Below are 23,906 nucleotides of genomic sequence, written 5' to 3'. Positions count from 1 at the left end.
GGGTGAGCGGGAACCGGTCGCCGGCCAGTTCGACGAGGCGTTCGCGGCGCACCGACGTCGGTTCGTCGAGCAGCAGGTCGTCCTCCAGGGCGAGGACGTCGAAGGCGACGAACTCGGCGGGCTGTTCGGCGGCCAGCAGCGTGATCCGGCTTTCGGCGGGGTGGATGCGCTCGGTGAGGGCATCGAAGTTCAGCCGTCCGTCCCGCGCGACGACGAGCTCGCCGTCGAGCACGACGCGCGGCGGCAGGATGTCCAGCAGCCGCGCGACGGCCTCCGGGAAGTACCGGTTGAGCGGCTTTTCCGCGCGCGACTGCAGGTACAGCTCGTCGCCGTCGCGGAAGACGATGCAGCGGAAGCCGTCCCACTTCGGTTCGAACAGCAGGCCCCCGGAGTCGGGGATGGCCTTGGCGGGCTTGGCGAGCATCGGCTTCAGCGGCGGCTGCAGCGGTAGGGGCATGCCCGCATTCTGCGGAAAACCCCGGCTCAGCGCACGCGTTGGGCCGGGCTCGTGTCGAGTTCCAGGCGAACCGCGGTGGGCAGCGACTCCAGGTCGAGCGAGGCGCGGGCCCGGGTCAGCACGCGCGTGTCGAGGTCCGACCACACCCCCTTGAGGTCCGTGCCTTCGCGCAGCCACAGGGTGATGCGCAACGCCGGAGCAGTGCGCGAGCCGACGGCGCGGACGCGGGCCCGGCTGACGCCGTCGAGCTGCTCGGCGTCGGCCTGGACCGCGCCGGCGATCGCGGCCGCCGTGACCACCAGCTCCGCGCCTTCGGTGCGGTCGAGGTCGAGGTCGGGCCGCGGTTCCGGGCGTAGCGAACGCAGTGCCCACCGCAGCCCGAGCACGAACAGCAGGACCCCGAGCACGATCGCGGCGACGCGCGCGGGCGTCGCGTGGCCGCCGAGCCAGGTCACGGCGATCGGGTCCAGGAGCGGGCGGCGGCCGCGGAACTCGCCGAGCCCGCCGAAGCCGACCACCAGGGCCAGTGCCCCGCCCAGGAAAGCGAGCAGCCCGACCAGGAACGTCAGCGTGCGTTCGCCGGTGTACGACCGGGAGAGTGCCTTCGCGGCGATCGTCTTGCTCATCGGCGGTCCTTCGGCGAGTCGACGACGACCGTCACCTTCGGCCGCCGCACCAGGGGGAGCTCGTCCAGCAAGGCCGACACCGTGGCGAGCAGGCGCGGCCGCAGCTCGCCTTCGGTCTCGAGGGTGCTCTTCGCGCGGACGCGGATGCGGCGGGCGCTCGCGGTGACCGACGCGCCCGCGACGTTGTCCTGCGCGCGCACGGTCAACCCGACCAGGCGGGCCAGCGAACGCGGTGACGTCGAGACGCTGACGTCGCCGGCCGGGTCGGTCAGCCGGACGGCGCGGTTGCCGGCGGCGAGCGCGCACACCACCAGGACCAGGCCCGCGGCAGCCAGCACGCCGGCCCCGACGCGCACCGCGTAGGCGTCCCAGCCGAGTGCCGCCAGGCCGGCCTGCCAGCGCGGCCACGGCACCAGCAGCGGCGCGGAGCCCGGGCGCCACCAGTGCCAGCCGACTTCGAGGGCCAGCAGCGCGCCGGCCGCCGCGAAGGCCAGGCCGAGCAGGGTGGCGAGGACGCGGACGAACGGGCGCACGGCTACCGCACCCTCGGTGCGACGTCCGGCAGCAGCGCGGACACCGTCACGGCCAGGGTCCGCACGCGGTAGCCGGTGAGCAGCTCGACCTCTTCGGTGACCTTCTCGCGCACATCGCCGACGACCGCGCGGACGGCCGAGGGGTAGCGCAGGGCCAGGTCCAGCGCGAGGTCGACGTCGTTGTCGTGGCCGCCGACCTTCGCCTTCGGCCCCTTCTTGCCGTCCCGGGCGGTCCCGGGCACCTGACCGGCCGCGTGCTGGGCGAGCTTGCGGACCACGGCGTGCCCGATGGTGAGGGTGCCGCGCTCGGCCGGTTCGGCGAGCTCGCGCGGGACGTCCAGGGCGGGGCTCACTTGTCGCGGCCCTTGCCGAACAGCTCGCCGAGGTCGAGTTCGCCGTCGAGGACCCGGCCGGCGACGAGGCCGATGATCCCGACGGCCAGGGTCACCAGGAACGCGGTGAACCCCTGGGTCGCGGCGAGGCCGAGGATCAGCCCGGCCAGGAGCCCGGTCTGCGTTGCGTTCACATGTCCTCCTTGGGACGGAAGGTCACCGCACGCGAGGCGGGCGGCGGCGGAAGCGGGACAGGAAGGCCGCCGACCCACGGCGGCGGAGGGGCATCGCCACCCGGCGGCGGGTGAAGGGTGCCGCCGGCCGGTGGCGGGCGAAGAGCGCCACCCGGCGGCGGGCGAAGAGCGCCACCCGGCGGCGGGCGGACACCGCCGACACAGCGCGCCGGTGGGCCCGCGCCGCCGTGCGGCTCGAGCGGGCCGCCGTCCCGCGGTGGCGGGCCACGAACGTCACCGGCGCCTCGGCGCGGGACTCCGGCTCGCGGAACCGGGCGAGCCCGGCGGCGAACACGGCCGGGTCGCCGCCCACGTCGGGGTGGTGGGCGCGGACGAACGCCCGGAACGCCGCCCGGTCACCGCGCCGGCCGGTCATTCCACCCGCGTCGATTCGGGTTCTTCCTCGCCCGGCAGGAAGATGTCGTTGACCGCGATGTTCACCTCGATCACCTCGAGGCCGGTGATCTGCTCGACCGCGGTGATCACGTTGCGCCGCACTGCGCGGGCGACGTCGGTGATGCGCGCGCCGTAGTCGACGACGACGTCGAGGTCGATCGCGGTCTGCTTCTCGCCGACCTCCACCGACACGCCGGTCGTGGTGACCGTGCCGGAGCCGGGGATGCGCTCGCGCAGCGCGCCGATCGCGCGGGACACCCCGCCGCCGCCCAGCTTGTGCACGCCGGCGACTTCGCGGGCGGCCAGGCCGGCGATCTTCTGCACGACCAGCGACGAGATCGTGGTGCGGCCGGCGGTGCCCTCTTCGTTGAGCGGCGTGACCGTTCCGGGGCTTTCGGTCCGTTCCGGGTGCATGCGTACGGGCTCCTCTCGGCGGGTTCTCGCCCTTACGATGCCCGGCGGCGCGAAACCCTCACGCAAGGTCGCCCGATCGGGTTAATCTCAGCCCGGGTGGACGTCCACGACGTGCACTTTCACCACCGAGACGACCCCCAGCTGCCGGGACAGCCCGGCGGTGATCTCCCGCCGGAGCGCTTCGGCGGCCGCGTCGGCGATGACGCCGAACCGGACCGACACCAGCACCTGCACGACGCCGTCCTCGACGGCGACGGCCGAGATCCGCACGCCGAACGGGGCCCGGTCCGCGGCGATCGTCCGGGCCAGCCGGTCGACGACGTCCTCGGCGACGCGCAGCCGGCCCGTCCCGCCGGGAACCTCCACCGCCGTCCGGCGGCCGCGCGCGACGGCCCGCAGCACGCGTTCGACCAGGCCTGGCGGGGTCGGCACCCGGCGCCGGGCCGCGGCGCGCACGGCGTCCCAGCGGGGGTCGGACTCGGGATCCTCGGTCTCGGCCATCACCGCTCCCTCAACTCGGCGAGGAGCGCCACCCTGGCCCGGTGCAGCCGGGAACGCAAGGCGCCGACGTTCACGTCGAGCACTTCGGCGACCTCTTCGTAGCTCAGCCCCTCCAGTTCGCGCAGCACCAGCGGGACGCGCTGGGACACCTCCAGCCGCCCGACCGCCCGCAGCACCGCGTCCACCTCTTCGGCGCGCACGACGCGGCCTTCGGGACCGGGCACCGCCGCGGCCAGCAGCGCGCTGTCCACAGTGGACTGGGGATCGGGGTCGTCGAGCGAGACGGTCGGACGGCGGCGGCGCAGCACGGCGAGCGCGCTGTTGGTGACGACGCGGTAGAGCCACGTCGACACCGCCGACTCCCGCCGGAACCCGGCCAGGGACCGCCACGCGGCCAGCCACGCCTCCTGCACGACGTCCTCGGCCTCGGCCGCGCTGCCGGTGATCCGCAGCGCGACCCGGTACATCCGGGGCGTGTGTTCCCGCACCAGCGCGCCGAACGCGGTGTGGTCGCCGCCCGCGGCCCGCGCGAGGAGCTCGGCGTCGTCGCTCACCCGGCGTCCCGGCGGTAGCGCAGCAGCGTGAAGCCGTCCTCGACCAGGATCGACGCCAGCGCGAGCCGGCGCGGCACGGCGGGCGCGGCGCCCGCGGCGATCCGGCCCGCGGTCCCGGCCACCAGCAGCGGCGCGACGGTCAGGCACAGCTGGTCGACGAGATCGGCGGCGACGAGCCGGGCGAAGAGGCCGGGCCCGCCTTCGCAGTCGATCCGGCGCAGGCCGCGGGCGGCCAGCAGGTCGAGGGCCCGGGGCAGGTCGACGTCGCCGGCGCCGGCCCGCAGGACCTCGGCCCCGGCGGCTTCGAGGGCGCGCGTGTCGGCGGTGTCCGTGGTGACCACGATCGGGGGGACGGCGGTTTCGGTGAACAGCCGGGAAGCCGGGTCGAGCTCGGCGGTGCGCGTCACGACGGCGATCGGCGGGACACCGGCGAACCCGAGCCGGCGGCGGCGCTCCAGGCGTTTCGCCCCCGCGACGACCCCGCGGTAGTTCTCGGCGCGGGCGGTCCCGGCGCCGACCAGGATGACGTCGGCGAGGTCGCGGCCGAGCAGGAAGACCTGCCGGTCGGCGGCGTGGGAGAGACCCGCCGAAGTGGTGTCGATCTCGACGGCACCGTCGGCCGACGCGACGAAGTTGACCTGAACCCAGGGTCTCGACAGGCCGGCCGGGTAGGCGTAGATCTGCTCGAGGTCCGTCGCCGTCAGTTCGCCCGTCGATCCAGGCCACACGCTCCGCACGTGATCATCCCAGCACGGACGTGAAACAGGTCTCTACCGGGGCATATACCCGCTCATCGGTACGCCGGGCGCGGATAGGCTCTGCGACCATGCCCGCGCACCTGACCGGCCGCCGTCCCGAGCTGTCCGCCGACGAGCTGATCGGCGCGCTGGTGCCGCCGCCGCGCTTCGGCGCCGTGCGGTTCGACACCTACCTGCCCAACCCGGACGAGCCCAGCCAGGCCGCCGCGGTCGAGGCGTGCTCGGCGTTCGCGGCGAAGGTGGGGCCGCGGCGGGAGAAGAAGCGGTTCAAGCTCTTCGGCGGATCCTCGGAGCCGGCCGGGCCGATGGGGCTCTACCTCGACGGCGGGTTCGGCGTCGGCAAGACCCACCTGCTCGCCTCGACGTGGCACGCCGCGCCGTCGCCCAAGGCGTACGGCACGTTCGTCGAGCTGACCCACCTCGTCGGCGCGCTGGGCTTCGCCGAGGCCGTGCGGCGGTTGTCGGAGCACCGGATCCTGGCCATCGACGAGTTCGAGCTCGACGACCCGGGCGACACCACCCTGGTCACCCGCCTGCTGCAGGAGCTCATGGACGCCGGCGTGTACATCGCGGCGACGTCGAACACCCTGCCGGAAAAGCTGGGCGAAGGGCGGTTCGCCGCCGAAGACTTCCTGCGCGAGATCCAGACGTTGTCGGCCCGCTTCGGCGTGGTGCGCGTCGACGGCCCGGACTACCGGCACCGCGGCCTGCCGGACGCGCCGCCGCCCGTCTCGCCCGAGGAGCTGGAGTCGTCGGCCGCCGCGCACGAAGGGTCCAGTGTGGACGACTTCGACGCGCTGTGCGCGCACCTGGCGGAGCTGCACCCCTCGCGCTACGGCCGGCTGCTCGACGACGTCACCCGCGTGCACCTGCGCGGCATCCACCCGGCGCCGGACCAGAACGTGGCACTGCGGCTGGTCGCCTTCGCCGACCGGCTCTACGACCGGGCCATCCCGCTGGTCGTGTCGGGCGAGCCGCTGCCGTCGCTGTTCACCGAGGAAATGGTGAACGGCGGCTACCGCAAGAAGTACCTGCGCGCGGTCAGCCGGTTGACGGCGCTGGCGCGGGACGCCGTACCGGCCAGCTGAACAGCACCACCGCGACGGCGAAGAGCGTGCCGCCGGCGACGTCGGTGAGGTAGTGGTAGCCCATGCCGACGAGCCCGGCCGCGGCGGCGAGCAGCGCCACCGCGGACAGCACGGCCACGACGGCCCGCCGGGTGACCAGGACGAGCACCGTGAGCACCGCCACCAGGCTCACCGTGTGGCCGCTCGGGTACACCAGGGTGTTGTTCTTCCACCGGTCGTACAGCGGTTTGAGCAGCCAGCTCGTCAGCAGGATCGCCAGCACCGGGGCGGCCAGGGCGAACCCGGCCTCCAGCCGCCGTCCCGCGCGCAGGCTGAGGAAAACCGCGAGCAGGCCCAGCGCGAGCGCGACGTACGGCTCGGTCGGGAAGACCAGCACCCGCAGCACGCCGGGGCTCAGGTGCGAAACGGCCCGAGCTGCGGCGTCGTCGACCGCGCCGGGGGTCGTCCCGCCGGCGAACGGCAGGCCCAGCAGCAGCGCGAGCAGGCCGCAAACGGCGGCCGGCACCCGGATCGTCCTCACCCGCGCGAGGGTAGCCGGGGCCCCGGGACCCGCCGGGGGCCGCGGGTGCGTCACGATGCGGGGAAACGACTTGGGAGGAGCGGATGCGGGTCACTGTCGCCGGGGCCGGGATGGTCGGGCTGAGCAGCGCGTACCGGCTGGCGGAAGCGGGCCACGACGTCACGGTCGTGGCGGCGGCCCCGCCGGCGGAGTCGACGTCGGCGGTCGCCGGTGGGGTGGTGTACCCGCCACTTCGGCGCCTGGACGAGCGGGTCGTGCGGTGGACCGCGGCGAGCCTGGCGGTGTTCCGCGGGCAGGACGCGCCGGGCGTCCGCTTCCGCCGCGGCCGGGTCCTGCTGCCGGCGGGCGAGCCGGACCCGCAGTGGCTCCCGGCGGTGGAGGCCGCGGTCCGCGACGGCGACCGCGTCGAGTTCACGACGGCGGTGGTCGACACGCCGGTGTACCTGGACTGGCTGCGCGCGCGGGTGGCCGGGCTGGGCGTGCGGGTGGTGTACCGGGCCCTGACGTCGCTCGCGGGGCTCGGCGCGGACGTCGTGGTCAACGCGGCGGGCCTCGGCGCGGGCGCACTGGCGGGCGACGGTTCGATGGTCCCGGTCGGCGGCCAGGTCGTGCACGTGACCGACCCGGGCCTGCCGGAGTTCGTGGTGGACGGGACGGGCCCGGGCATCACGTACGTGATCCCGCACGGAGGCCACGTGGTGTGCGGCGGAACGGAGGAGCCGGGCCGCGCCGACACCGACCCGAACCCGGCCGTGACGGCGGACATCCTGCGCCGCTGCCGGGAACTGGAACCGCGCTTGGCGGACGCGGAGGTGCTGCGGTCGCTGGTGGGGTTGCGCCCGTCCCGGCGCGAGGTGCGGTTGGAGCGGGAGGGCGACGTCGTGCACTGCTACGGCCACGGGGGAGCGGGGATCACCCTGGCCTGGGGCTGCGCGGCGGACGTCGTCGAGCTGGTCACAGCTGGATGAGTTCGGTGATCCCGCGGGCGCGGAGGTGGTTCGCGTCCGAAGCACGGCTCCACAGCACGAACGCCACCCGCTTGCCCTCGGCCGCCAGCTTGAAGAACCGGTCGTTGCCCCACGTCGGGAAGGCGTCGGGGACGACGATCGCCGTGGTGCGCGGCGCCGGCCGCGGCGGGGTCCGGTCGAACTCGGCCACCAGTGCCTTCAACGCCTGGCCGGCGGGCTTCAGCTTGCGGTCGTTCGTGTACAGCCCGAGGTCGTACTCCAGCGGGTTGAGGTTCGGGACCAGCGCCGGGTGCACGTCGTGGGAGCACCACCACGTGAAGCCCAGGGTGTGGGCGCAGGAAGCCGCGTTGCGGATCGAACGGGACAGCCACTCGCCGTACTGCGGGCGGGTCGCGTCGCTGAAGTGGATCGACGGTGCCGCGCCGTCCTCCTGGATCCAGACGCGGCGCGCCGGGTCCGTCGCGTAGGCCTGGGCCACCTGGATCAGCCGTTCCGCGTTGTGCGTCGCGACCGCGCCGAGCGGGTCCGTCTCGAGCGTGCCGGAGAACGACGTCCACGGGTGGATCGCCACCACGTTGCCCGCGTCGGCGAGCCCGGGGCGGGTGAAGTGGGTGCCGTTGTCCCACGGTGCCCGGTCGCAGCCGACCGTGTGCGCCTTGCCGGGGGCCACCTCCTCGGCCGTGGCGCACAGCGTCCGGGCCCAGGCGTCCGCCTGCGCCTGCGTGACGAACAGGCCGGCGAAGTCGTCCCAGTAGTAGTACGGCTCGTTCGACAGGTCGAAGCCGAGGAAGCGCGGGTGCCGTCCGATCCGTTCGGCGAGGGCCCGCAACAGGGTCCGCTGCGCGTCGAGGGCCGCCGGGTCGGTGAACCAGTTGACCGGCTTCGGCTTCGTCTGCAGCCAGTTGGGTGTCCAGTAGCGGGCGGAGATGTGGCCGTTGAACACGGTGACCTCGACGTCCAGCCCGGCCGCGTCCGCGAGGTCGAGGAACCGGTGCAGCCGGTCGAGCTTTTCGCCGCTCACCAACGCCGGTTCCGGCTGGAAGGCCGACCACAGCAGCATGATCCGGATGTGGTCGAGCCCGAGCGCGGCGATGTCGTCGAGGTCGCGGCGCAGGTCGGCCTCGCGCCAGTCCTCCCACATGTGGAACCAGCGCGTCGACGGCGTGTAGTTGACGCCCAGCCGGAACGCTCGCCGCGGGGGCGCCGCCAGTGCGGGTGCCGCCGTGGCCGCCAGGGCCGTCGCGACCGCTCCCGTGAGCACCGACCGCCGCTTGAGATCCACCACGCCGCCTCCTCGCCGTCACCTGATCGCGCACATGTAGCACGGCGGGGAAGTCGATCTCCAGTGTTGACCCGCAACCTGTCCGTCAGTTGCGGGAGAAGGCGGCGTGGTCGGCCTCCGTCTGGTCGGCGTACCGCACGGCATACGCACCCATCGCCTCGTCGAGTTCCGAGTCGTCGGCGAAGTAGCCGGACAGGAGCTTCGGGTGCAGCGACCGCGTGTGGGCGCGGGCGAGCAGCGCCCCGGCCAGCCTGCCGTAGTCGTCGAGGTGGTCCTTCTCCAGTTCCGAGGGGTCGATGTCGCCCTTGAGGTTGCGGAACTGGCGGACGATGAACGGGACGCCGTCGATCGTGGTCCAGCCGAGGAGGATGTCCGTCTCGGCCTGCACCAGCCGGGCGCCGTCGACGATGCGCTGCCCTTCGTGCGCGGCCTCCGGCAGGTCCAGGTACGGCGCCAGTGCGGGCCGCTGCGCCTGCTTCACCTGCAGCACCAGGTCTTCGTCGTCGTTGCCGTGCAGCAGGGCGACGTAGCTGCGCAGCCCGACGCTGCCCGTGCCGACCACCCGGAAGGCGACGTCGGCGAGCCGGTAGCGCGCGATGAGCGTGCGCCGTGATTCGCGCAGGGTGTCCACATAGGACGCCAGGCCGGCCGCGACGGCCTCGGCCGTGCGCGCGTCGACGTGCGTCAGCACCGGCGGGTCCGCGACGAACCGGTGGCGGGCCAGGCCGGTCTCGTGGTCGTCGACGCGCTCGGTCCACCGCGCCGCGACCTTCGCGTGATCGTTCCTGCGGGCCTTCTCGGCCGCGTCGGCGAAGTCGTCGATCAGCTCGTCGGCCCGCGCCTTCGACAGCACCGACGAGTCCGGCAGCGCGTTCCACGACTTCAGGAACGGCAGCTCGGCCAGCGCGCGGATGGTCCGGCGGTAGGACTTCACGGCGTCTTCGGCGGCCTCGCGGCAGCCCGATTCGCGGATGCCGCCTTCGCGCCCGGCGAGCACGAGGCTGGCCGCGAGCCGCTTGAGGTCCCACTCCCACGGGCCCGGCACGGTCTCGTCGAAGTCGTTGATGTCCATCACGATCTTGCCCTCGGGCGTGCCGTAGAGCCCGAAGTTCGCCGCGTGCGCGTCGCCGCAGAGCTGCGCGGCGACCCCGGACGACGGCGTGCCGGCGAGGTCGGCGCCCATCAGCCCGGCCGCCCCGCGGAAGAAGGTGAACGGCGAGGCGAGCATCCGCTCCCGCCGCAGTTCGGTCAGCTCCGGCAGCCGCCCGGCGTTGGTGGCCTCGAAGTACACGTGCGGCGTCGGACGGTCTTCCGCCGCGGCCTCGTGGTCGTGCACCGCGGCCGGCGTCTTCTCCCGGAGCCGCTTCCCCTGTTCGTACAGCTCGGCCGGCGTCACGCTGTCGGCGCCGACCAGCGGCCGTTCCACCCAGTCCCCTGATCCCATACCGGGCACAACGTCCGAAGGGGACGTTGTGCTCCCGGACGCCGCCGGGGCGGGAGGCTCAGCCGGCGGCGTCCGGGTGGTTTCAGGGGCGGATGACCTCGGCGATCGCGTCGATGCCGCGGTCCAGTTCCTCGCGGGTGATCACCAGCGGCGGGGCGACGCGCAGGGTGCGTTCGTGCGTTTCCTTGCACAGCACGCCCCGCGCGGACAGTGCCTCCGACGCCTCGCGCCCCGACGGGCCGCCCGGCGCGATGTCGATGCCCGCCCACAGCCCGCGGCCGCGGACCTCCGACAGGCCCTGCCCGATCAGCGCGGTGAGCCGTGCGTGCAGGTGGGCGCCCAGCTCGGTGGCCCGCTGCTGGAATTCGCCGGTCGAAAGCAGCTTGACGACCGCGCGCCCGACCGCGCAGGCGAGGGGGTTGCCGCCGAAGGTCGAGCCGTGCTCGCCCGGCTTCAGCACGCCGAGGACGTCCCGGCGGCCGGCCACCGCGGACACCGGGAGGATGCCGCCGCCGAGGGCCTTGCCGAGGGTGTAGACGTCCGCGCGGACGCCTTCGTGGTCCAGGGCCAGCACGGTGCCGGTGCGGGCCAGCCCGGACTGGATCTCGTCGGCGATCAGCAGCACGCCGTGCTCGTCGCAAGCCTGCCGGACGTCGGCGAAGTAGCCCTCCGGCGGCACGATGACGCCGGCCTCGCCCTGCACCGGCTCCAGCAGCACCGCGGCGGTGCGCGGGGTGATCGCGTCGCGCAGCGCGGCCGCGTCGCCGTACTTGACCGTGACGAAGCCCGGGGTGAACGGGCCGAAGTCGGCGCGCGCGGTCTCGTCGGTGGAGAACGAGACGATCGTGGTGGTCCGGCCATGGAAGTTCGAGCCGGCCACGATGATCTCGGCGGTGCCGTCCGGGACGCCCTTGACCCGGTGCGCCCACTTGCGGGCGATCTTGACCGCGGACTCGACGGCCTCGGCGCCGGAGTTCATCGGCAGCACCAGCTCGGTGCCGGTCAGCTCGGCCAGCTCGCGGCAGAACAGCCCCAGCTGGTCGTGGTGGAACGCCCGCGACGTCAGCGTGACGCGTCCGAGCTGCTCGACGGCGGCGGCGACCAGGTCGGGGTGGCGGTGGCCGAAGTTCAGGGCCGAGTACCCGGAGAGGAAGTCGAGGTAGGACCGGCCTTCGACGTCGGTCACCGAGGCGCCGGAGGCTTCGGCGATCACGACGGGCAGCGGGTGGTAGTTGTGCGTGCTCCACCGCTCGTCGAGCTCGATGAAGCTCGCGGCGGTGGGGGCGGCGGTCTCCCGGCCGGCGAACGTCGTCATGTGTTCAGGTTAGAGGCAGAACACGCAGACTTCAGCCGGGAATCATTGCTTTCACCCGGTATTCGTTGCGCAATATGCGTGTTACACCCCCGAAACGATGCGTGCGCGTTGACGAGCTGCATGGTAAGCCGTAACTTACCGTTCGTGGCGACTTACGGAAGCGACCAGCTGGCCGCTCTGGCCGACCCTTCGCGCCGCGCGATCTTCGAAGCGCTGCGGGGCGGGCCGCGCGCGGTCGGCGAGCTGGCCGCGGACCTGCCGATCAGCCGCCCGGCCGTGTCCCAGCACCTCAAGGTGCTCAAGGCGGCCGGCCTGGTCGCCGACCGGGCCGTCGGCACCAAGCGGCTCTACCGGCTGGAACCGGCCGGGATCGCCGCCCTGCGCGCCTACCTCGACGGGATGTGGTCGGACGCGCTGAAGGCCTTCGCCGAACTGGCGGAATCCACCGAAGAGGAGCAGTCATGAGCACTCTGGAACCGATCCGCAAGAGCGTCACCGTCGCCTGCTCGCGGGAGCACGCGTTCAAGACCTACACCGAGGCCTTCGACAGCTGGTGGCCGCGGCAGCACCACATCGGGGCGGGCGACCTGGCCGAAGCCGTCCTCGAGCCGGAGGAAGGCGGCCGCTGGTACGAGCGCACGGCCGACGGCGCCGAGTGCGACTGGGGCGAGGTGCTCGTCTGGGAGCCGCCCGCAAGGGTGGTGCTCTCGTGGCGCATCGACGGCGACTGGAAGATCGACCCCGACCCGGCCCACGCCAGCGAGATCGAGGTCAGATTCATCGAGGAGGGGCCGCGCAACACCCGCGTCGAGCTGGAACACCGGGACTTCGCACGACACGGCGAAACCGGCGCGAAGGTGCGCGAAGGCGTCTCCGGTGCGGGTGGGCACGGTGCGCTGCTGAACCTCTTCGCCGCGAAAGCTGCCGCCTGAACGGGTAGTTTCGCTGGATGGCGAAGAAGGACGACGGAAGCCGGGTCCGGGACGCGCTGCGCGTCGGTGACGAGCTGCCGGACCCGGGCTCGGCCCCGGTCGGGCCCGGCAAGAAAGCCAAGGCCCTCGCCGGGCTCGAGAGCGCGGGAGAGCGGCTGTCCGCACTGCAGGAGGCGCTCTTCGCCGAGGGCGTCGGCGGCGGCACCCGCCGGGTGCTGCTCGTGCTGCAGGGCATGGACACCTCCGGCAAGGGCGGCACGGTGTCGCACGTGCTCGGCCTGGTGAACCCGATGGGCGTCCGGTACGCGGCGTTCAAGAAGCCGACCGCGGCCGAGCAGCGCCACGAATACCTCTGGCGGATCCGCAAGCAGCTGCCCGCGCCCGGCCAGATCGGCGTCTTCGACCGCTCGCACTACGAGGACATCCTGGTCCCGCGCGTGTCCGGCCTGCTCACCGCGGCCGAACGGCGGCGCCGCTACGCCGAGATCAACGCGTTCGAGCAGGAGCTGGCCGAAGCCGGGACCACTGTCGTCAAGGTGTTCCTGCACATCTCGCCGGAAGAGCAGCTCAAGCGGCTGAAGGCCCGGCTCGTCACGCCCGAGAAGCGCTGGAAGTACAACCCGGGTGACCTCGAGGCCCGTTCGCACTGGCCGGCCTACCAGGACGCCTACGCCGACATCTTCAAGAAGACGTCGACCGATCGGGCGCCCTGGTACGCGGTGCCCGCCGACCACAAGTGGTACCGCAACTGGGCCGTCGCCGAACTGCTCATCGAGACGCTGTCCGACCTGAAGCCGCGGTTCCCGGCCCCGGACTACGACGTCGACGCGGAGCTGGCCAAGCTGAAGGGTGTTGGCGTCCGGTCGTGACCGTCTGGAAGAGTGCGGGCGTGACCGATGTCGACGACCTCCCGTTCCTCCGCAAGCAGGCCCGGACCCAGCGCTTCACCCTCGGCGCGCCGAAGGAGTTCCGGGTCGCCCCGGACGGCTCCCGCGTGCTGTTCCTGCGCGCGGAGTCGGGCACCGACCCCCGGCACAGCCTCTGGTCGGCCGACCTGGCCACCGGCGCCGAGACGAAGCTCGTCGACGCCGCCGAGCTGCTGCCCGACGAGGAGGAGCTGCCCGCCGAAGAGCGCGCGCGGCGCGAACGGGCCCGCGAGACCGGCGGCGGCGTCGTCCACTACGGCGTCGACGCGGCCTTCACCGTCGCGGTGTTCTCCCTCTCGGGCAAGCTCTACACGCTGGACCTCGCTTCGGGCGAAGTGACGCTGCGCGTCGACGGCGCGGTCATCGACCCGCGGCCCAGCCCGGCCGGCACGCACGTCGCCTACGTCCAGAACCGGCGGCTGCACGTGCTGGAGCTGGCCACCGGCGACGACCGCGTGCTCGTCGAGGAGGAGGGCGAGGACATCGCCTGGGGCCTCGCCGAGTTCATCGCCGCCGAGGAGATGGACCGGACCCGCGGCTACTGGTGGGCCCCCGACGGCCGCAGCATCCTGGCCGAACGCTCCGACCGCGGCCCGGTCCCGCGCTGGACGATCGCCGACCCGGCCAACCCGCAGCACCCGGCCAACGTCGTCGCCTACCCGGCGGCGGGCACCACGAACGCCCTCGTTTCCCTGGCGGTGCTCGGCCTGGACGGCTCGCGCGTCGACGTTGCGCAGGGCGACTGGGAATACCTCGCCTCGGTGCATTGGTCGGCCGGCGGTGCGCCGCTGCTCGCCGTGCAGCCGCGCGACCAGAAGCGGATGGACGTGCTCGCCCTCGACGTCGCCGACGGCTCGACGTCGGTCGTGCACACCGCCACCGACCAGCACTGGATCGACATCGTCGGCGGCGTCCCGGCCTGGACGCCCGACGGCCGCCTGGTGGTCGAGGGCATGGTCGACGGCGACCACCGGCTGTTCGTCGGCGGCGAGGCCGTCACCCCGGCCGGGCTGCAGCTGCGGGCCGTACTCGACGTCGGCGACGAGATCCTGTTCAGCGCGTCCGAGGCCGACCCGACCCAGATCCACGTCTTCCGGACCGAGGGCGCGTCGGTGCGTCGCCTGTCCACTGTGGACGGCGTGCACGTCGGCGCCGGGTCCGCCGCGATCACCGTGCTGTCGTCGTGGAGCCTGGAGCACAGCGGCCCGCGCGTCTCGGTGCTGCGGGACGGCGCGCCGGCCGCGTCGATCGAGTCGTCCACTGTGGATCCGGACATCGTGCCGAACCTGACCTGGCTGACGCTGGGCGAGCGCGGCCTGCGCGCGGCGCTGCTCCTGCCGCGCGGGTACGAGCCGAGCGAGGGCAAGCTGCCGGTGCTGCTCGACCCGTACGGCGGGCCGCACGCCCAGCGCGTCCTGCAGAGCCGCAACGCGTTCCTGACGTCGCAGTGGCTGGCCGACCAGGGCTTCGCGGTGCTCGTCGCGGACGGCCGCGGCACGCCGGGCCGCGGGGCGGTGTGGGAGCGCGAGATCGCCGGGCGCCTCGCCGACGTCACCCTGCAGGACCAGGTGGACGCGCTGCAGGCGGCGGCCGCTCAGTTCCCCGAACTGGATGTCGAGCGGGTCGCGATCCGGGGCTGGTCCTACGGCGGCTACCTGTCGGCGCTGGCGGTGCTGCGGCGGCCGGACGTCTTCCACGCGGCGGTCGCGGGCGCGCCGGTCACCGACTGGTCGCTGTACGACACGCACTACACCGAGCGGTACCTGGGGAAGCCGCAGGACGAGGCCGAGAGCTACGCCCACAACTCGCTGATCGAGAGCGCGGGCGAGCTGAGCCGCGCGCTGCTGATCGTGCACGGGCTGGCCGACGACAACGTGTTCGTCGCGCACGCGCTGCGGCTGTCGTCGGCGCTGCTGGCGAAGGGGCGGCCGCACGTCTTCCTGCCGCTGGCGGGGGCGACCCACATGACGCCGCAGGCCGAAGAGGTCGCGGAGAACCTGATGCGCACGCAGGTCGATTGGCTGCTGCGCGAACTGTCCGCCGTCGAGAAGGAGACTGCATGAGCCGCTGGGGCCTCACGATTCCGCTGACCGGGGTGCCGCTGACGGCGCACCGCGAACTGGTCGAACAGCTGCCGGACCTGGGCTACACCGACGCGTGGACGGCCGAGACGGCGGGCACCGACGCGTTCACGCCGTTGGTGCTGGCCTCGCAGTGGGCACCCCAGCTGCGCCTCGGCACGGCGATCGTCCCGGTGTACACGCGCGGCCCGGGCCTGCTGGCGATGCAGGCGGCGACGGTGGCGGAGCTGGCCCCGGGCCGGTTCGTCCTCGGCATCGGCGCGTCGTCCCCGGTGATCGTCTCCCAGTGGAACGCGGCTTCCTTCGACGAGCCGTTCGCGCGCTCCCGGGACACGCTGCGATTCCTGCGCACGGCGCTGGCGGGCGAGAAGGTCAGCGAGAAGTACGAGACGTTCGCGGTGTCGAAGTTCCGCCTGGAGCGGCCTGCGGACCCGCCGCCGTCGATCATGCTGGCGGCCCTGCGCCCGGGCATGCTGCGGTTGGCGGCGCGCGAGGCGGACGGCGCGATCACGAACTGGCTGGCTGCTTCGGACGTGCCCAAGGTGCGTGCGGTCGTGGGCCCGGACGTCGAGCTGGCGGCCCGCATCTTCGTCTGCCCGACGGAGGACGCCGAGGCGGCGCGGGGACTGGGCCGGATGCTGATCTCGAGCTACCTGACGGTCCCGGTGTACGCGGCGTTCCACGAGTGGCTGGGTCGCGGCGAGGCACTGGCGCCGATGCACGAGGCGTGGGCGGCCGGCGATCGGCAGAAGGCGAACCAGGTGATCCCGGATTCGGTGGTGGACGAACTGGTGATCCACGGCAGCGTGGAGTCGTGCCGCGAGCAGGTGCAGACCTATGTGGACAACGGGCTGACGACGCCGATCATCGCCCTGCTGCCGACGGGGGAGGACCCCTTCGAGCAGGTGCGCGGGCTGGCGCCGCGCTGATATTGCGTTGCCTTCCTCCGGGGCCGGGTGTTCCCTGGTCCCGGAGGAGGAACGGATGCGACGGAAGACACCGCCGGAGAAGAAGCGGCTCAGCTATCTGAAGGACCGGCGCGACGGCTACGGCGAGAACGCCAAGTCGACGCGCAAGAACCTGCCGCGCAGCAAGGCGTTCGCCCGCCGCGCGAACCGTGCGCGGGAAAGCCTCGCTCTGCGGGCCGCGACCGGTGCGCCCGACGAAGCCCGCGCCGAGGCGGCCGAGCTGCGGCTGCTGCGGAGCCGCCGCGGGGTGAAGCGCAAGTGGGCCGACGTCACCTTGGCCGAGTACGTCGAGCGGAAGCTCGAGCGCCGCGCGGGCGGCGGTCAAGCGAAGACGGCGGTCGCGAGGAGCGACCCCAGCGCACCCGAAGCCAGGCCCGCGAGAACGGTGACGACCACGTTCAGCACCGCGTACAGCCGCGTCTTCTCCAGGAACAGCCGGACGGTCTCGTAGCCGAACGTCGAGAACGTCGTCAGGCCGCCGCAGAAGCCCACCGCCACCAGCGCTCGTACCGACGACGGCTCCGCGCCGTGCAGGAGCCAGCCGCTCAGGAAGCCCAGGATGAACGAGCCCGCGATGTTCACCGTCAGCGTGCCGAACGGGAACGGCGAGTCGCGCCACTGCTGCACGCGGCGGTCCGTCAGGTAGCGCAGGATCGAGCCTGCCGCGCCGCCGAGGGCCACCAGGACGAGCGTCACTCCGTCCGCCCCCCGTGGCGGACCACCTCGACCTGGTCGAGCGTCACCAGCCCTTCGCCGATCAGCTCGTCCAGCTGGGGCAGGAACGCCCGCAGCTTGGCCTCTTCGTCGATGATCACGATCACCACCGGCAGGTCCTCCGACAGCGACAGGATCCGCGTCGTGTGGATCAGTGACGAAGCGCCGTAGCCCTCGACGCCGCGGAGCACCGAAGCGCCCGCGAGACCCGCGTCGCGGGCCCGGCGGACGATTTCGTGGTAGAGCGGCTTGTGGTGCCAGTGGTCGTCTTCGCCGAGGTAGATCGTGAGGCGGGTGTGCAGTCCGTCCATCAGCGTCCCTTCCGCACCGCGCGCGTCGCTGCCAGGCCGGCCGCGACCGCCGTCAGGCACAGCACCACCGACGCGGCCAGGTACGCCGAGGATCCCACGAGCCGCCCGGTCGTCGCGGCGTCGAGGGTGTCGGTCACGAACGTGGAGAACGTCGTGAAGCCGCCGAGGATCCCGACGCCGAGGAACGGCCGGAGCAGGTGGTGGGGGCGCGCGGTGGTCGTCAGGACCGCCATCAGGACGCCGATGAGCAGGCAGCCGAGCACGTTGGTGAGCAGCGTGGCGACGGCGAACTCGCCGCGCGCGTGCGGGATCGCCACCGACAGGCCGTAGCGGGCGAGACTGCCCAGCGCGCCGCCGGCGCCGATGGCCAGCAGGACGTCCCACCGGGGCACGCTGATCACCTCCTCGCGGTGAACCTACTCCCGATGGCCGACGCGTCACCGCCACCCGGTCGAGCATGCTGGACGGGGATGACAGGCAGCCGTCGGTCGCCGTACTGTTGCTCAGCGTAGGCAAGGCAACCCTAAGGAAGGCGGGCACATGCGGGCAGACGGGCTGGCCGGAGGCCACGGCGGCGCGGACCGGCTCGGCGAGCTGATCCCGGTGGCCCTGCGCGGAATGGCGGCCGGCGTGGCCGAGCGTGGCGGCCCGGTCCCGGCGGGCGGCCCGGCCGCGGTGGCGGCGGCGCTGGTGGCGGAGCGTGGCGAGCCGGGACCGGTGGCGGCGGGGGAGATCGAGCCCGGCGAGTCTGGCGGGCCGGGATTTGCCCCCGCAGCCGAGCCGACCGTGGCGGACGCGCGGCCCACCGGGCTGCACCGGGCCGCACCCACCTCCGCAGTGCGTGGCCGGGCGGCCGGCGAGCCCGCCGGTCGCTCCGCACCGGCCGGCCGGGAGGCCGCCGGAAGCGGTGCCCTGCCCCGCCGTGGTGTCGGTGCCGAAGCCGCGCTCGAACAGCTCAGCCGGCTCCTCGCCGCCGGGTCCGCGGATCCCGGCGATCCCGCCTGCGCCGCCCACCTGCACTGCCCGCCCCTCGCCGTGTCCGTGGCCGCCGATGTCGTCGCGAGCGCGCTCAACCCCTCCATGGACTCGTGGGACCAAGCGCCCGTCGCCAGCGAACTCGAACGCGAATTCACCACCGGGATCGCCCGGCTCTGCTACCCCGGCGCGGACCACCCCGACGCCGTCGTGACCACCGGCGGGACCGAATCCAACCTCCTCGGCCTGCTCCTCGCCCGGGAAAACGGCATCGTCCAGCCGGTCTGCGGGGCCAACGCCCACCACAGCGTCGCCCGCGCCGCCTGGCTGCTCGGCCTGCCCGCCCCGATCGTCGTCCCGTGCGAAGGTGACCGGATGCTCCCGGACGCCCTCGCCGCCGTCCTCACCCCCGGCTGCGTCGTCGTCGCGACCGCCGGGACCACCAACACCGGCACCCTCGACCCGCTGCCCGAGATCGCCGGAATCTGCCGCCGGCACGAGGCCCGGCTGCACGTCGACGCGGCCTACGGCGGCATGGCCCTGTGCAGCGAACCGCTCAAGAGCAAACTCGACGGGCTCGACCTCGCCGACTCCGTCGCGCTCGACCTGCACAAGTTCGGCTGGCAACCGGTCGCCGCGGGGCTCTTCGCCGCCCGCGAAGCCGCCGACCTCGGCGCGCTCACCGTCCGCGCCGAGTACCTCAACGCCGACGACGACACCGAAGCCGGCCTGCCGGACCTGCTCGGCCGCTCCATCCGGACGTCACGGCGGCCGGACGCCTTCCGGATGGCCGTCACCGTCCACGCGCTCGGCACCGACGGCCTCGGCGCGCTCGTCGAACGCTGCTGCGCCACCGCCACCGAGCTCGCCCGGCGCGTCGAGGACCACCCGGGCCTGCGGCTCTGGGGCCCGCCCGAACTGTCCACCGTGGTCCTGCGGCCGGTCGTCGCCGACGAGGCGGGCGGCGACGAGCTCGTCGCGCGCGTCCGCCGCGCGCTCCTCGAAGCGGGCACCGCCGTCATCGGCCGGGCCGCGCTGCCGACCGGGCCCGCCGGCGCCAACCAGCTGTGGCTCAAGCTGACGCTGCTGCACCCGCACGCCACCGCCGGCGACTACCTCCCGTTGCTCGACCGGATCGCCGCCACGGCCGGCGCCGAACTCGTGGCCGGCCGGGAAAGCCCGGTCGCTTCGTGAGGCGCCACCACCTCGCCGGCGTCGGGATCGGGCCGTTCAACCTCTCCCTCGCGGCGCTGGCCGCCGGAGTCGACGGCCTCGACGCGGTCTTCTTCGACACCCGCCCGGAGTTCCGCTGGCACCCCGGCCTGCTCGTCGAGGGCGCGACGCTGCAGGTGCCGTTCCTGGCCGACCTGGTCACACTGGTCGATCCGACGAACCCGTTCTCCTTCCTCAACTACCTGCGCGACCGCGGCCGGCTGCTGCCGTTCTACTTCGCCGAGCGGTTCCACCCGCCGCGCGTGGAGTACGACGACTACGGCCGCTGGGCCGCCGCGCGGCTGCCGTCGTGCCGCGTCGGGCACGAAGAGACCGGGATCCGCTGGGCCGGCGACGCCTTCGAACTCACGATCGCCGGGGCCGAGCCCGTCCTCGCGGACCACGTCGTGCTCGGCGTCGGCTCGGTGCCGTCGGTGCCGGAACCGCTGCGGGACCTGGTCGCCGATCCCGGCGTCCGGGCGCTGCATTCGGCCGATTACCTGACGCACCGGGACGAACTCCTCGCGGCCGGCAGCGTCACGGTCGTCGGTTCCGGGCAGTCGGGGGCCGAAGTCGTACTGGACCTGCTGCGGAGCCGATCCACCGTGGACGGGTTGCGCTGGCTGGCCCGGACGCCCGCGTTCGCGCCGATGGAGTATTCGAAGCTCGGGCTCGAGCAGTTCACGCCGGACTACACCGCGTACTTCCACCGCCTGCCCGAAGCGGTCCGCGACCGGCTGCTGCCCACGCAGTGGCAGCTTTACAAGGGCATCGACACCGAAACGATCGCCGCGATCCACGACGAGCTCTACCGCCGCAGCATCACCGGGCCACCCGGGGCCGTGCTGACCCCCGGCGTCGAAGTCGTCTCCGCGTCCACAGTGGACGACGCGATCGAACTCGGCGTCCGGCACGTCCAGCAGGGCCGCGGGGCCACCCTGCGCACCGACGCCGTCGTCGCGGCCACCGGGTACGCGGAGGCGCCGACCGGGCCGCTGCTGGCCGGGCTCGGCGACGCCGTCCGCCGCGACCGGCGGGGCCGCCTGGAAGTCGGCGCGGACTACCGCGTCGCGCTCGACGTGCCCGGGTCGCTGTTCGTGCAGAACGCCGAACGGCACACGCACGGGCCCGGTGCCCCCGACCTCGGTCTCGGCGCGTGGCGGGCGGCCGTGATCCTCAACGCCGTGTGCGGCAAGTCCGTGCACGAGCTGCCCGACCGCACCGCGTTCACCACGTTCGGCCTGGAGGACAAGTGACCCTGGATGAGGCGGCCGCCTGGCGCGCGGCCGGCGCCCTGATCACGCACAAGATGCTCGGCGAACTGTCCTACGAGCACATGCTGGAGCCGGTCGCCGACGGCGAGGAGTACCGGCTGGAGCTGCCCGGCGCCGGCTACACGTTCCGGGCCCGCCGCGGCGCCTTCGACGCCTGGACGGTCGAACCGGGCAGCGCCCGCCGGTCCGGCGAACCGGTCACCGACCCGCGCACGCTCGTCGTGGACGCCCGCGAAGTCCTGGGCCTGACCGGGCTGCGGCTGGCCGACGTGCTCGCCGAGCTGACCTCGACGGTCGCCAACGAGGCCGCCCGGCTGCGGCGCGCCCCGACCGCGGCCGAGCTGTCCACGATGGACTACAACGTCGCGGACGGGCACCTCACCGGCCACCCGCGGCTCGTGCTCAACAAGGGCCGCGTCGGGTTCTCCGCGCGCGACCGGGCCCGGTACGCCCCCGAGTCGGGCGAGGACCTCCGGCTGCGCTGGTTCGCCGTGCACCCGGACCACGCCGAATTCCGCTGCGTCGACGGGTTGAGCCGGGACGCGCTGCTGGCCGCCGAACTCGGCGAACTGCGCGAGGAGTTCGCCGCGAAGGCGCCCGGGGACTACGTCTGGGTGCCCGTGCACCCGTGGCAGGCCGACGAAATCCTCGGCACGCTCTACGCCGCCGAGCTCGCCACCGGTGTGGTGATCGACCTCGGGGAGAGCGCCGACGCCTACCGCCCGCACCAGACGGTCCGGACGCTGGCGAACGTGAGCACACCCGGCCGCCACGACGTCAAGACCGCCGTGTCCGTGCGGAACACGCTCGTCTACCGCGGGCTCAACTCCGCGGCCACGCTCGCCGGGCCGTCGGTGACGGCGTGGCTGCGCCGGATCAGCGCGGCCGACCCGCTGCTGACGGAGAAGTACCGGTTCGGGCTGCTGGGCGAAGTCGCGAGCGTGTCGGTGCAGCACCCGCTGTTCGGGCACCTCGAAGAGCTGCCGTACCGGTTCCACGAAACCCTGGGCGCGCTGTGGCGCGAGCCCATCCGGCTCGCGGCGGGGGAGCGCGCGATTTCGTTCGCCGCCCTGCCGTACCGCGGCCCCGACGGCGTCTCGGTGCTGGCGCACCTGATCGGCGGCCGGGACCCGGAAGCGTGGCTGGCCCGTCTTTTCGACCTGGTGCTCACGCCGTTGCTGCAGTGGCTGCTGCGCCACGGCGTCGGGTTCTGCCCGCACGGTCAGAACCTCGTCCTGGTGGTCGACGACGCCGGGCTGCCGAAGCGGGTGCTGATCAAGGACTTCGCCCAGGGTGTCGACCTGCTCGACGAGCAGCTGGACAGCTACGAGTCGCTGCCGCCCGAGGCGGCGGCGGACATGCTGCGCTGGCCCGCGCACCTGCTGGCCCAGTCGCTGTTCAGCTCGGTGTTCTCCGGCCAGTTCCGGTTCTGGGCCGAGGTCCTGCTCGACGAGCTCGGCCTGCCGCGGGCGGCGTTCTGGGCGCCGGTCCGGGAGATCGCCGTCCGCTACCGGGACGAGAACCCGGACGTGGCCGCGCGCTTCGACGCGTGCCGCCTGTTCGCGCCGGACGTCGAGCGCGTGACGCTCAACCGGGAGCACTTCGCCGGGCACGGCTTCGACAAGGTGGAGCGCGACGACGAATTCGACGTCCGCTGGGGCCGGGTGCCGAACCCGCTGCACGCCCCGGATCCGGTCGGCGCCTGGTGACGGCGTTCGCGCGGCCGGCGGGCCCGCGGTCACTGGCCGTCCGGCGCGCGGCGGCCACCGCGGGGGAGGCGGTGCTGCGCGGCGTGCTCGCCGAGGACGGCGCCCGGCTGCTCTTGCTGGTGCCCGACCCGCACGCCCGGTTCGCCGCGGTGGAGCTCGGCGCGCCGTTCGCCGCTTCGGTGCTCGAAGACGGCTACGGCATCTGCAGCTACGTTTTCGCGTGGACGCCGTCGCGCGATCCGCTGCCGGCGGCCGGCGTGCTGGGCGGGTACCTCGAAGGCTTCGGCGACGTGCGGGTGCGGCCGGACGCGGCTTCGGCGATCCCGCTGGGTGACCGGATGTGGGCGGTCGTGGGCGACGCCGAATGGCCGTCGGGAGCCGTCGCGGAACTGGCGCCGCGCGAGGTGCTGCGCGGGCAGCTCGCGGCGTTGGAGGGGCTGGGGCTGGTGCCGTCGGTGGGGATCGAGCACGAGGTCGTGTTCCGGGACTCGCTCGGGGTACCGCTCACGGCACACGGCGTCGACTACGCCCTCGGCGGCACCGAACGGCTCGCGCCGCTGCTGCGTGACCTGCGGACGGACCTGGCCGACGCCGGGCTCGGCGTCGAGTCGGCGCGGGCCGAGTGCCACCCGGGGCAGTACGAGATCGTGCTGCGGCACCGCGATGCTCTGGCGGCCTGTGATGATGTTCTGCTGCAGCAGCTGGTCGTGCGGCGGGCGGCCGCGCGCCATGGTGTCACCGCGGACTACCTGGCGGCGCCTGAGCCGGGGCAGGGGAATTCCGGGCACGTGCACCTGTCTCTGTCCACTGTGGATGGCTCTGCGCCGGACCTGCTGGGTGGGTTCCTGGCCGGGGTGCTGCGCGACGCGCGGGCGTTGACGGCGGTGTGGGCTCCGACGTGGAACTCGTATGTCCGGCTGCGGACGGCGCCGTTCTCGCCGCGGGAGGTTCGGTGGGGGCATGATGACCGGACCGCTTCGGTGCGCGTTGCCGGGCCTTCGTCGAGTCCCCGCCTGGAGTTCCGCTTTGCCGGTGCGGACGCTCAGCCGCATCTTGTGGTCGCCGCGCTTTTGGCGGCTGGGCGGTTCGGGTTGGAGGAGGGGTTGAGGCCTCCGGAGGCGGGAGTTGCTGTCGGTTCGCTCGCTGCGTCGCCGTGGGAGGCGTTGTCGCTGCTGGAGCGGGTGGGGGAGCTGCTGGGTGCTGATGTCGCCGCGCAGCTCGGGGCGTTGCTGACCGAGGAGATCGAGTCCGGTTTGGACGTGGTAACCGACTGGCAGCGGCGCCGCGGCGCCCTCCGTTCGTGATTCGCCCACCGCGGTGGCCGTAACGACGGTTTTCTCGAGGGCGACTCCTGCGGGCGTACCGCGCTGACGGACCGCTGGG

General features: G+C 73.5%; 27 protein-coding genes and 1 pseudogene. 11 read left to right on the top strand and 17 right to left on the bottom strand.

The features are described from left to right. The 10 genes and pseudogenes from ACFVYA_RS36960 to ACFVYA_RS36915 all read right to left on the bottom strand — a co-directional run. Positions 1-457 (bottom strand): annotated as a pseudogene (locus tag ACFVYA_RS36960) (ATP-dependent DNA ligase); the annotation flags it as partial. A gap of 26 nt (positions 458-483) precedes the next feature. After that, positions 484-1,083: an alkaline shock response membrane anchor protein AmaP gene (locus ACFVYA_RS36955; RefSeq protein WP_387051704.1), complete on the bottom strand. Its 600-nt coding sequence runs from the start codon at positions 1,081-1,083 to the stop codon at positions 484-486. Next, a complete protein-coding gene (locus ACFVYA_RS36950) occupies positions 1,080-1,616 on the bottom strand; it encodes a DUF6286 domain-containing protein (protein WP_285989931.1) in 537 nt (178 codons plus the stop codon). Before ACFVYA_RS36950 ends, ACFVYA_RS36955 begins: the two co-directional genes overlap by 4 nt. A 2-nt stretch (positions 1,617-1,618) precedes the next feature. After that, positions 1,619-1,969, bottom strand: a complete 351-nt coding sequence (locus ACFVYA_RS36945) for a hypothetical protein (RefSeq protein ID WP_285989932.1) — start codon at positions 1,967-1,969, stop codon at positions 1,619-1,621. Continuing rightward, positions 1,966-2,142 carry a hypothetical protein gene (locus tag ACFVYA_RS36940; RefSeq protein WP_013224542.1) on the bottom strand — a complete coding sequence of 59 codons (177 nt, stop codon included), beginning with the start codon at positions 2,140-2,142 and terminating at the stop codon, positions 1,966-1,968. Before ACFVYA_RS36940 ends, ACFVYA_RS36945 begins: the two co-directional genes overlap by 4 nt. 22 nt (positions 2,143-2,164) lie before the next feature. After that, entirely contained in the window at positions 2,165-2,557 is a 393-nt protein-coding gene (locus tag ACFVYA_RS36935; RefSeq protein ID WP_387051702.1) for a hypothetical protein, read from the bottom strand. After that, the gene (locus ACFVYA_RS36930) at positions 2,554-2,991 is read right to left on the bottom strand and encodes an Asp23/Gls24 family envelope stress response protein (RefSeq protein WP_387051700.1); all 438 of its coding nucleotides are present in this window, start codon (positions 2,989-2,991) and stop codon (positions 2,554-2,556) included. Before ACFVYA_RS36930 ends, ACFVYA_RS36935 begins: the two co-directional genes overlap by 4 nt. A gap of 87 nt (positions 2,992-3,078) precedes the next feature. Next, positions 3,079-3,492: a hypothetical protein gene (locus ACFVYA_RS36925; protein ID WP_285989935.1), complete on the bottom strand. Its 414-nt coding sequence runs from the start codon at positions 3,490-3,492 to the stop codon at positions 3,079-3,081. Then, positions 3,492-4,046 carry a sigma-70 family RNA polymerase sigma factor gene (locus ACFVYA_RS36920; RefSeq protein ID WP_310974948.1) on the bottom strand — a complete coding sequence of 185 codons (555 nt, stop codon included), beginning with the start codon at positions 4,044-4,046 and terminating at the stop codon, positions 3,492-3,494. Before ACFVYA_RS36920 ends, ACFVYA_RS36925 begins: the two co-directional genes overlap by 1 nt. Then, positions 4,043-4,783: a pyrimidine reductase family protein gene (locus ACFVYA_RS36915; RefSeq protein ID WP_387051697.1), complete on the bottom strand. Its 741-nt coding sequence runs from the start codon at positions 4,781-4,783 to the stop codon at positions 4,043-4,045. The genes ACFVYA_RS36920 and ACFVYA_RS36915 overlap by 4 nt, the downstream gene beginning before the upstream one ends. Positions 4,784-4,872: 89 nt before the next feature. On the opposite strand from ACFVYA_RS36915, the gene zapE reads away from it, so the two are divergent. Continuing rightward, the gene (gene zapE / locus ACFVYA_RS36910) at positions 4,873-5,892 is read left to right on the top strand and encodes a cell division protein ZapE (RefSeq protein ID WP_285989938.1); all 1,020 of its coding nucleotides are present in this window, start codon (positions 4,873-4,875) and stop codon (positions 5,890-5,892) included. Here zapE and ACFVYA_RS36905 read toward each other — a convergent pair. Beyond that, positions 5,846-6,397 (bottom strand): phosphatase PAP2 family protein, encoded by a 552-nt coding sequence (locus tag ACFVYA_RS36905; protein WP_387051708.1) that lies wholly within the window; start codon positions 6,395-6,397, stop codon positions 5,846-5,848. The genes zapE and ACFVYA_RS36905 overlap by 47 nt on opposite strands. A gap of 98 nt (positions 6,398-6,495) precedes the next feature. On the opposite strand from ACFVYA_RS36905, the gene ACFVYA_RS36900 reads away from it, so the two are divergent. Beyond that, on the top strand, positions 6,496-7,380 hold the full coding sequence (locus tag ACFVYA_RS36900; protein WP_387051696.1) for an FAD-dependent oxidoreductase: 885 nt from the start codon (positions 6,496-6,498) through the stop codon (positions 7,378-7,380). Here ACFVYA_RS36900 and ACFVYA_RS36895 read toward each other — a convergent pair. The 3 genes from ACFVYA_RS36895 to rocD all read right to left on the bottom strand — a co-directional run bounded on the left by ACFVYA_RS36895 (position 7,367) and on the right by rocD (position 11,421). After that, positions 7,367-8,665: a hypothetical protein gene (locus tag ACFVYA_RS36895; RefSeq protein ID WP_387051695.1), complete on the bottom strand. Its 1,299-nt coding sequence runs from the start codon at positions 8,663-8,665 to the stop codon at positions 7,367-7,369. The genes ACFVYA_RS36900 and ACFVYA_RS36895 overlap by 14 nt on opposite strands. 82 nt (positions 8,666-8,747) lie before the next feature. Beyond that, on the bottom strand, positions 8,748-10,106 hold the full coding sequence (locus ACFVYA_RS36890) for a DUF2252 domain-containing protein (RefSeq protein ID WP_387051694.1): 1,359 nt from the start codon (positions 10,104-10,106) through the stop codon (positions 8,748-8,750). A gap of 82 nt (positions 10,107-10,188) precedes the next feature. Continuing rightward, a complete protein-coding gene (gene rocD, locus ACFVYA_RS36885; RefSeq protein WP_285989943.1) occupies positions 10,189-11,421 on the bottom strand; it encodes an ornithine--oxo-acid transaminase in 1,233 nt (410 codons plus the stop codon). A gap of 144 nt (positions 11,422-11,565) precedes the next feature. Here rocD and ACFVYA_RS36880 point away from each other — a divergent pair, with 144 nt between their 5' ends. Genes ACFVYA_RS36880 through ACFVYA_RS36860 form a run of 5 tightly spaced genes read left to right on the top strand, consistent with a single transcriptional unit; the run spans position 11,566 to position 16,289 of the window. Next, entirely contained in the window at positions 11,566-11,886 is a 321-nt protein-coding gene (locus tag ACFVYA_RS36880) for an ArsR/SmtB family transcription factor (RefSeq protein WP_387051692.1), read from the top strand. Beyond that, positions 11,883-12,353, top strand: a complete 471-nt coding sequence (locus ACFVYA_RS36875) for an SRPBCC family protein (protein ID WP_387051691.1) — start codon at positions 11,883-11,885, stop codon at positions 12,351-12,353. The genes ACFVYA_RS36880 and ACFVYA_RS36875 overlap by 4 nt, the downstream gene beginning before the upstream one ends. 17 nt (positions 12,354-12,370) lie before the next feature. Then, positions 12,371-13,222 (top strand): PPK2 family polyphosphate kinase, encoded by an 852-nt coding sequence (locus tag ACFVYA_RS36870; RefSeq protein ID WP_387051689.1) that lies wholly within the window; start codon positions 12,371-12,373, stop codon positions 13,220-13,222. A 20-nt stretch (positions 13,223-13,242) separates the two neighbouring features. Continuing rightward, positions 13,243-15,342, top strand: a complete 2,100-nt coding sequence (locus ACFVYA_RS36865) for a prolyl oligopeptidase family serine peptidase (RefSeq protein WP_387051706.1) — start codon at positions 13,243-13,245, stop codon at positions 15,340-15,342. Further along, positions 15,339-16,289 (top strand): LLM class F420-dependent oxidoreductase, encoded by a 951-nt coding sequence (locus ACFVYA_RS36860; protein ID WP_387051688.1) that lies wholly within the window; start codon positions 15,339-15,341, stop codon positions 16,287-16,289. The genes ACFVYA_RS36865 and ACFVYA_RS36860 overlap by 4 nt, the downstream gene beginning before the upstream one ends. Before the next feature lie 360 nt (positions 16,290-16,649). Here the strand turns inward: ACFVYA_RS36860 and crcB are convergent, their stop codons facing one another. From crcB to ACFVYA_RS36845, 3 genes are read right to left on the bottom strand one after another with little or no spacing between them, the layout of a single operon-like run. Further along, positions 16,650-17,024 (bottom strand): fluoride efflux transporter CrcB, encoded by a 375-nt coding sequence (gene crcB / locus ACFVYA_RS36855; RefSeq protein ID WP_387051686.1) that lies wholly within the window; start codon positions 17,022-17,024, stop codon positions 16,650-16,652. Beyond that, positions 17,021-17,353: a DUF190 domain-containing protein gene (locus tag ACFVYA_RS36850; protein ID WP_387051685.1), complete on the bottom strand. Its 333-nt coding sequence runs from the start codon at positions 17,351-17,353 to the stop codon at positions 17,021-17,023. The genes crcB and ACFVYA_RS36850 overlap by 4 nt, the downstream gene beginning before the upstream one ends. Beyond that, positions 17,353-17,754, bottom strand: coding sequence for a CrcB family protein (locus ACFVYA_RS36845; protein WP_285989952.1), 402 nt, complete (start codon positions 17,752-17,754; stop codon positions 17,353-17,355). The genes ACFVYA_RS36850 and ACFVYA_RS36845 overlap by 1 nt, the downstream gene beginning before the upstream one ends. A gap of 139 nt (positions 17,755-17,893) precedes the next feature. Between ACFVYA_RS36845 and ACFVYA_RS36840 the strand changes: the two genes are divergently transcribed. The 4 genes from ACFVYA_RS36840 to ACFVYA_RS36825 are packed head-to-tail and all read left to right on the top strand — an operon-like array spanning position 17,894 to position 23,827. Then, on the top strand, positions 17,894-19,522 hold the full coding sequence (locus tag ACFVYA_RS36840) for a pyridoxal phosphate-dependent decarboxylase family protein (RefSeq protein WP_387051683.1): 1,629 nt from the start codon (positions 17,894-17,896) through the stop codon (positions 19,520-19,522). Beyond that, entirely contained in the window at positions 19,519-20,796 is a 1,278-nt protein-coding gene (locus ACFVYA_RS36835) for a lysine N(6)-hydroxylase/L-ornithine N(5)-oxygenase family protein (RefSeq protein WP_387051681.1), read from the top strand. The genes ACFVYA_RS36840 and ACFVYA_RS36835 overlap by 4 nt, the downstream gene beginning before the upstream one ends. After that, positions 20,793-22,523 carry an IucA/IucC family protein gene (locus tag ACFVYA_RS36830; RefSeq protein ID WP_387051679.1) on the top strand — a complete coding sequence of 577 codons (1,731 nt, stop codon included), beginning with the start codon at positions 20,793-20,795 and terminating at the stop codon, positions 22,521-22,523. Before ACFVYA_RS36835 ends, ACFVYA_RS36830 begins: the two co-directional genes overlap by 4 nt. Continuing rightward, positions 22,520-23,827 carry a glutamine synthetase gene (locus ACFVYA_RS36825; RefSeq protein WP_387051677.1) on the top strand — a complete coding sequence of 436 codons (1,308 nt, stop codon included), beginning with the start codon at positions 22,520-22,522 and terminating at the stop codon, positions 23,825-23,827. The genes ACFVYA_RS36830 and ACFVYA_RS36825 overlap by 4 nt, the downstream gene beginning before the upstream one ends. Positions 23,828-23,906 lie beyond the last annotated feature (79 nt).

It is taken from the genome of Amycolatopsis sp. NPDC058278 (assembly GCF_042881395.1).
Lineage (GTDB): Bacteria > Actinomycetota > Actinomycetes > Mycobacteriales > Pseudonocardiaceae > Amycolatopsis.
Note: the sequence above shows the minus strand (reverse complement) of the source record. Positions and strands in the feature narration are given on the sequence as shown.

Bases quoted from the DNA above. Each gene is read 5' to 3' on its own strand.
- ACFVYA_RS36955 (WP_387051704.1), bottom strand. From the start codon at position 1,083: ATGAGCAAGACGATCGCCGCGAAGGCACTCTCCCGGTCGTACACCGGC.
- ACFVYA_RS36935 (WP_387051702.1), bottom strand. From the start codon at position 2,557: ATGACCGGCCGGCGCGGTGACCGGGCGGCGTTCCGGGCGTTCGTCCGC.
- ACFVYA_RS36930 (WP_387051700.1), bottom strand. From the start codon at position 2,991: ATGCACCCGGAACGGACCGAAAGCCCCGGAACGGTCACGCCGCTCAAC.
- ACFVYA_RS36925 (WP_285989935.1), bottom strand. From the start codon at position 3,492: ATGGCCGAGACCGAGGATCCCGAGTCCGACCCCCGCTGGGACGCCGTG.
- zapE (WP_285989938.1), top strand. From the start codon at position 4,873: ATGCCCGCGCACCTGACCGGCCGCCGTCCCGAGCTGTCCGCCGACGAG.
- ACFVYA_RS36900 (WP_387051696.1), top strand. From the start codon at position 6,496: ATGCGGGTCACTGTCGCCGGGGCCGGGATGGTCGGGCTGAGCAGCGCG.
- ACFVYA_RS36890 (WP_387051694.1), bottom strand. From the start codon at position 10,106: ATGGGATCAGGGGACTGGGTGGAACGGCCGCTGGTCGGCGCCGACAGC.
- rocD (WP_285989943.1), bottom strand. From the start codon at position 11,421: ATGACGACGTTCGCCGGCCGGGAGACCGCCGCCCCCACCGCCGCGAGC.
- ACFVYA_RS36875 (WP_387051691.1), top strand. From the start codon at position 11,883: ATGAGCACTCTGGAACCGATCCGCAAGAGCGTCACCGTCGCCTGCTCG.
- ACFVYA_RS36870 (WP_387051689.1), top strand. From the start codon at position 12,371: ATGGCGAAGAAGGACGACGGAAGCCGGGTCCGGGACGCGCTGCGCGTC.
- ACFVYA_RS36860 (WP_387051688.1), top strand. From the start codon at position 15,339: ATGAGCCGCTGGGGCCTCACGATTCCGCTGACCGGGGTGCCGCTGACG.
- ACFVYA_RS36850 (WP_387051685.1), bottom strand. From the start codon at position 17,353: ATGGACGGACTGCACACCCGCCTCACGATCTACCTCGGCGAAGACGAC.
- ACFVYA_RS36840 (WP_387051683.1), top strand. From the start codon at position 17,894: ATGCGGGCAGACGGGCTGGCCGGAGGCCACGGCGGCGCGGACCGGCTC.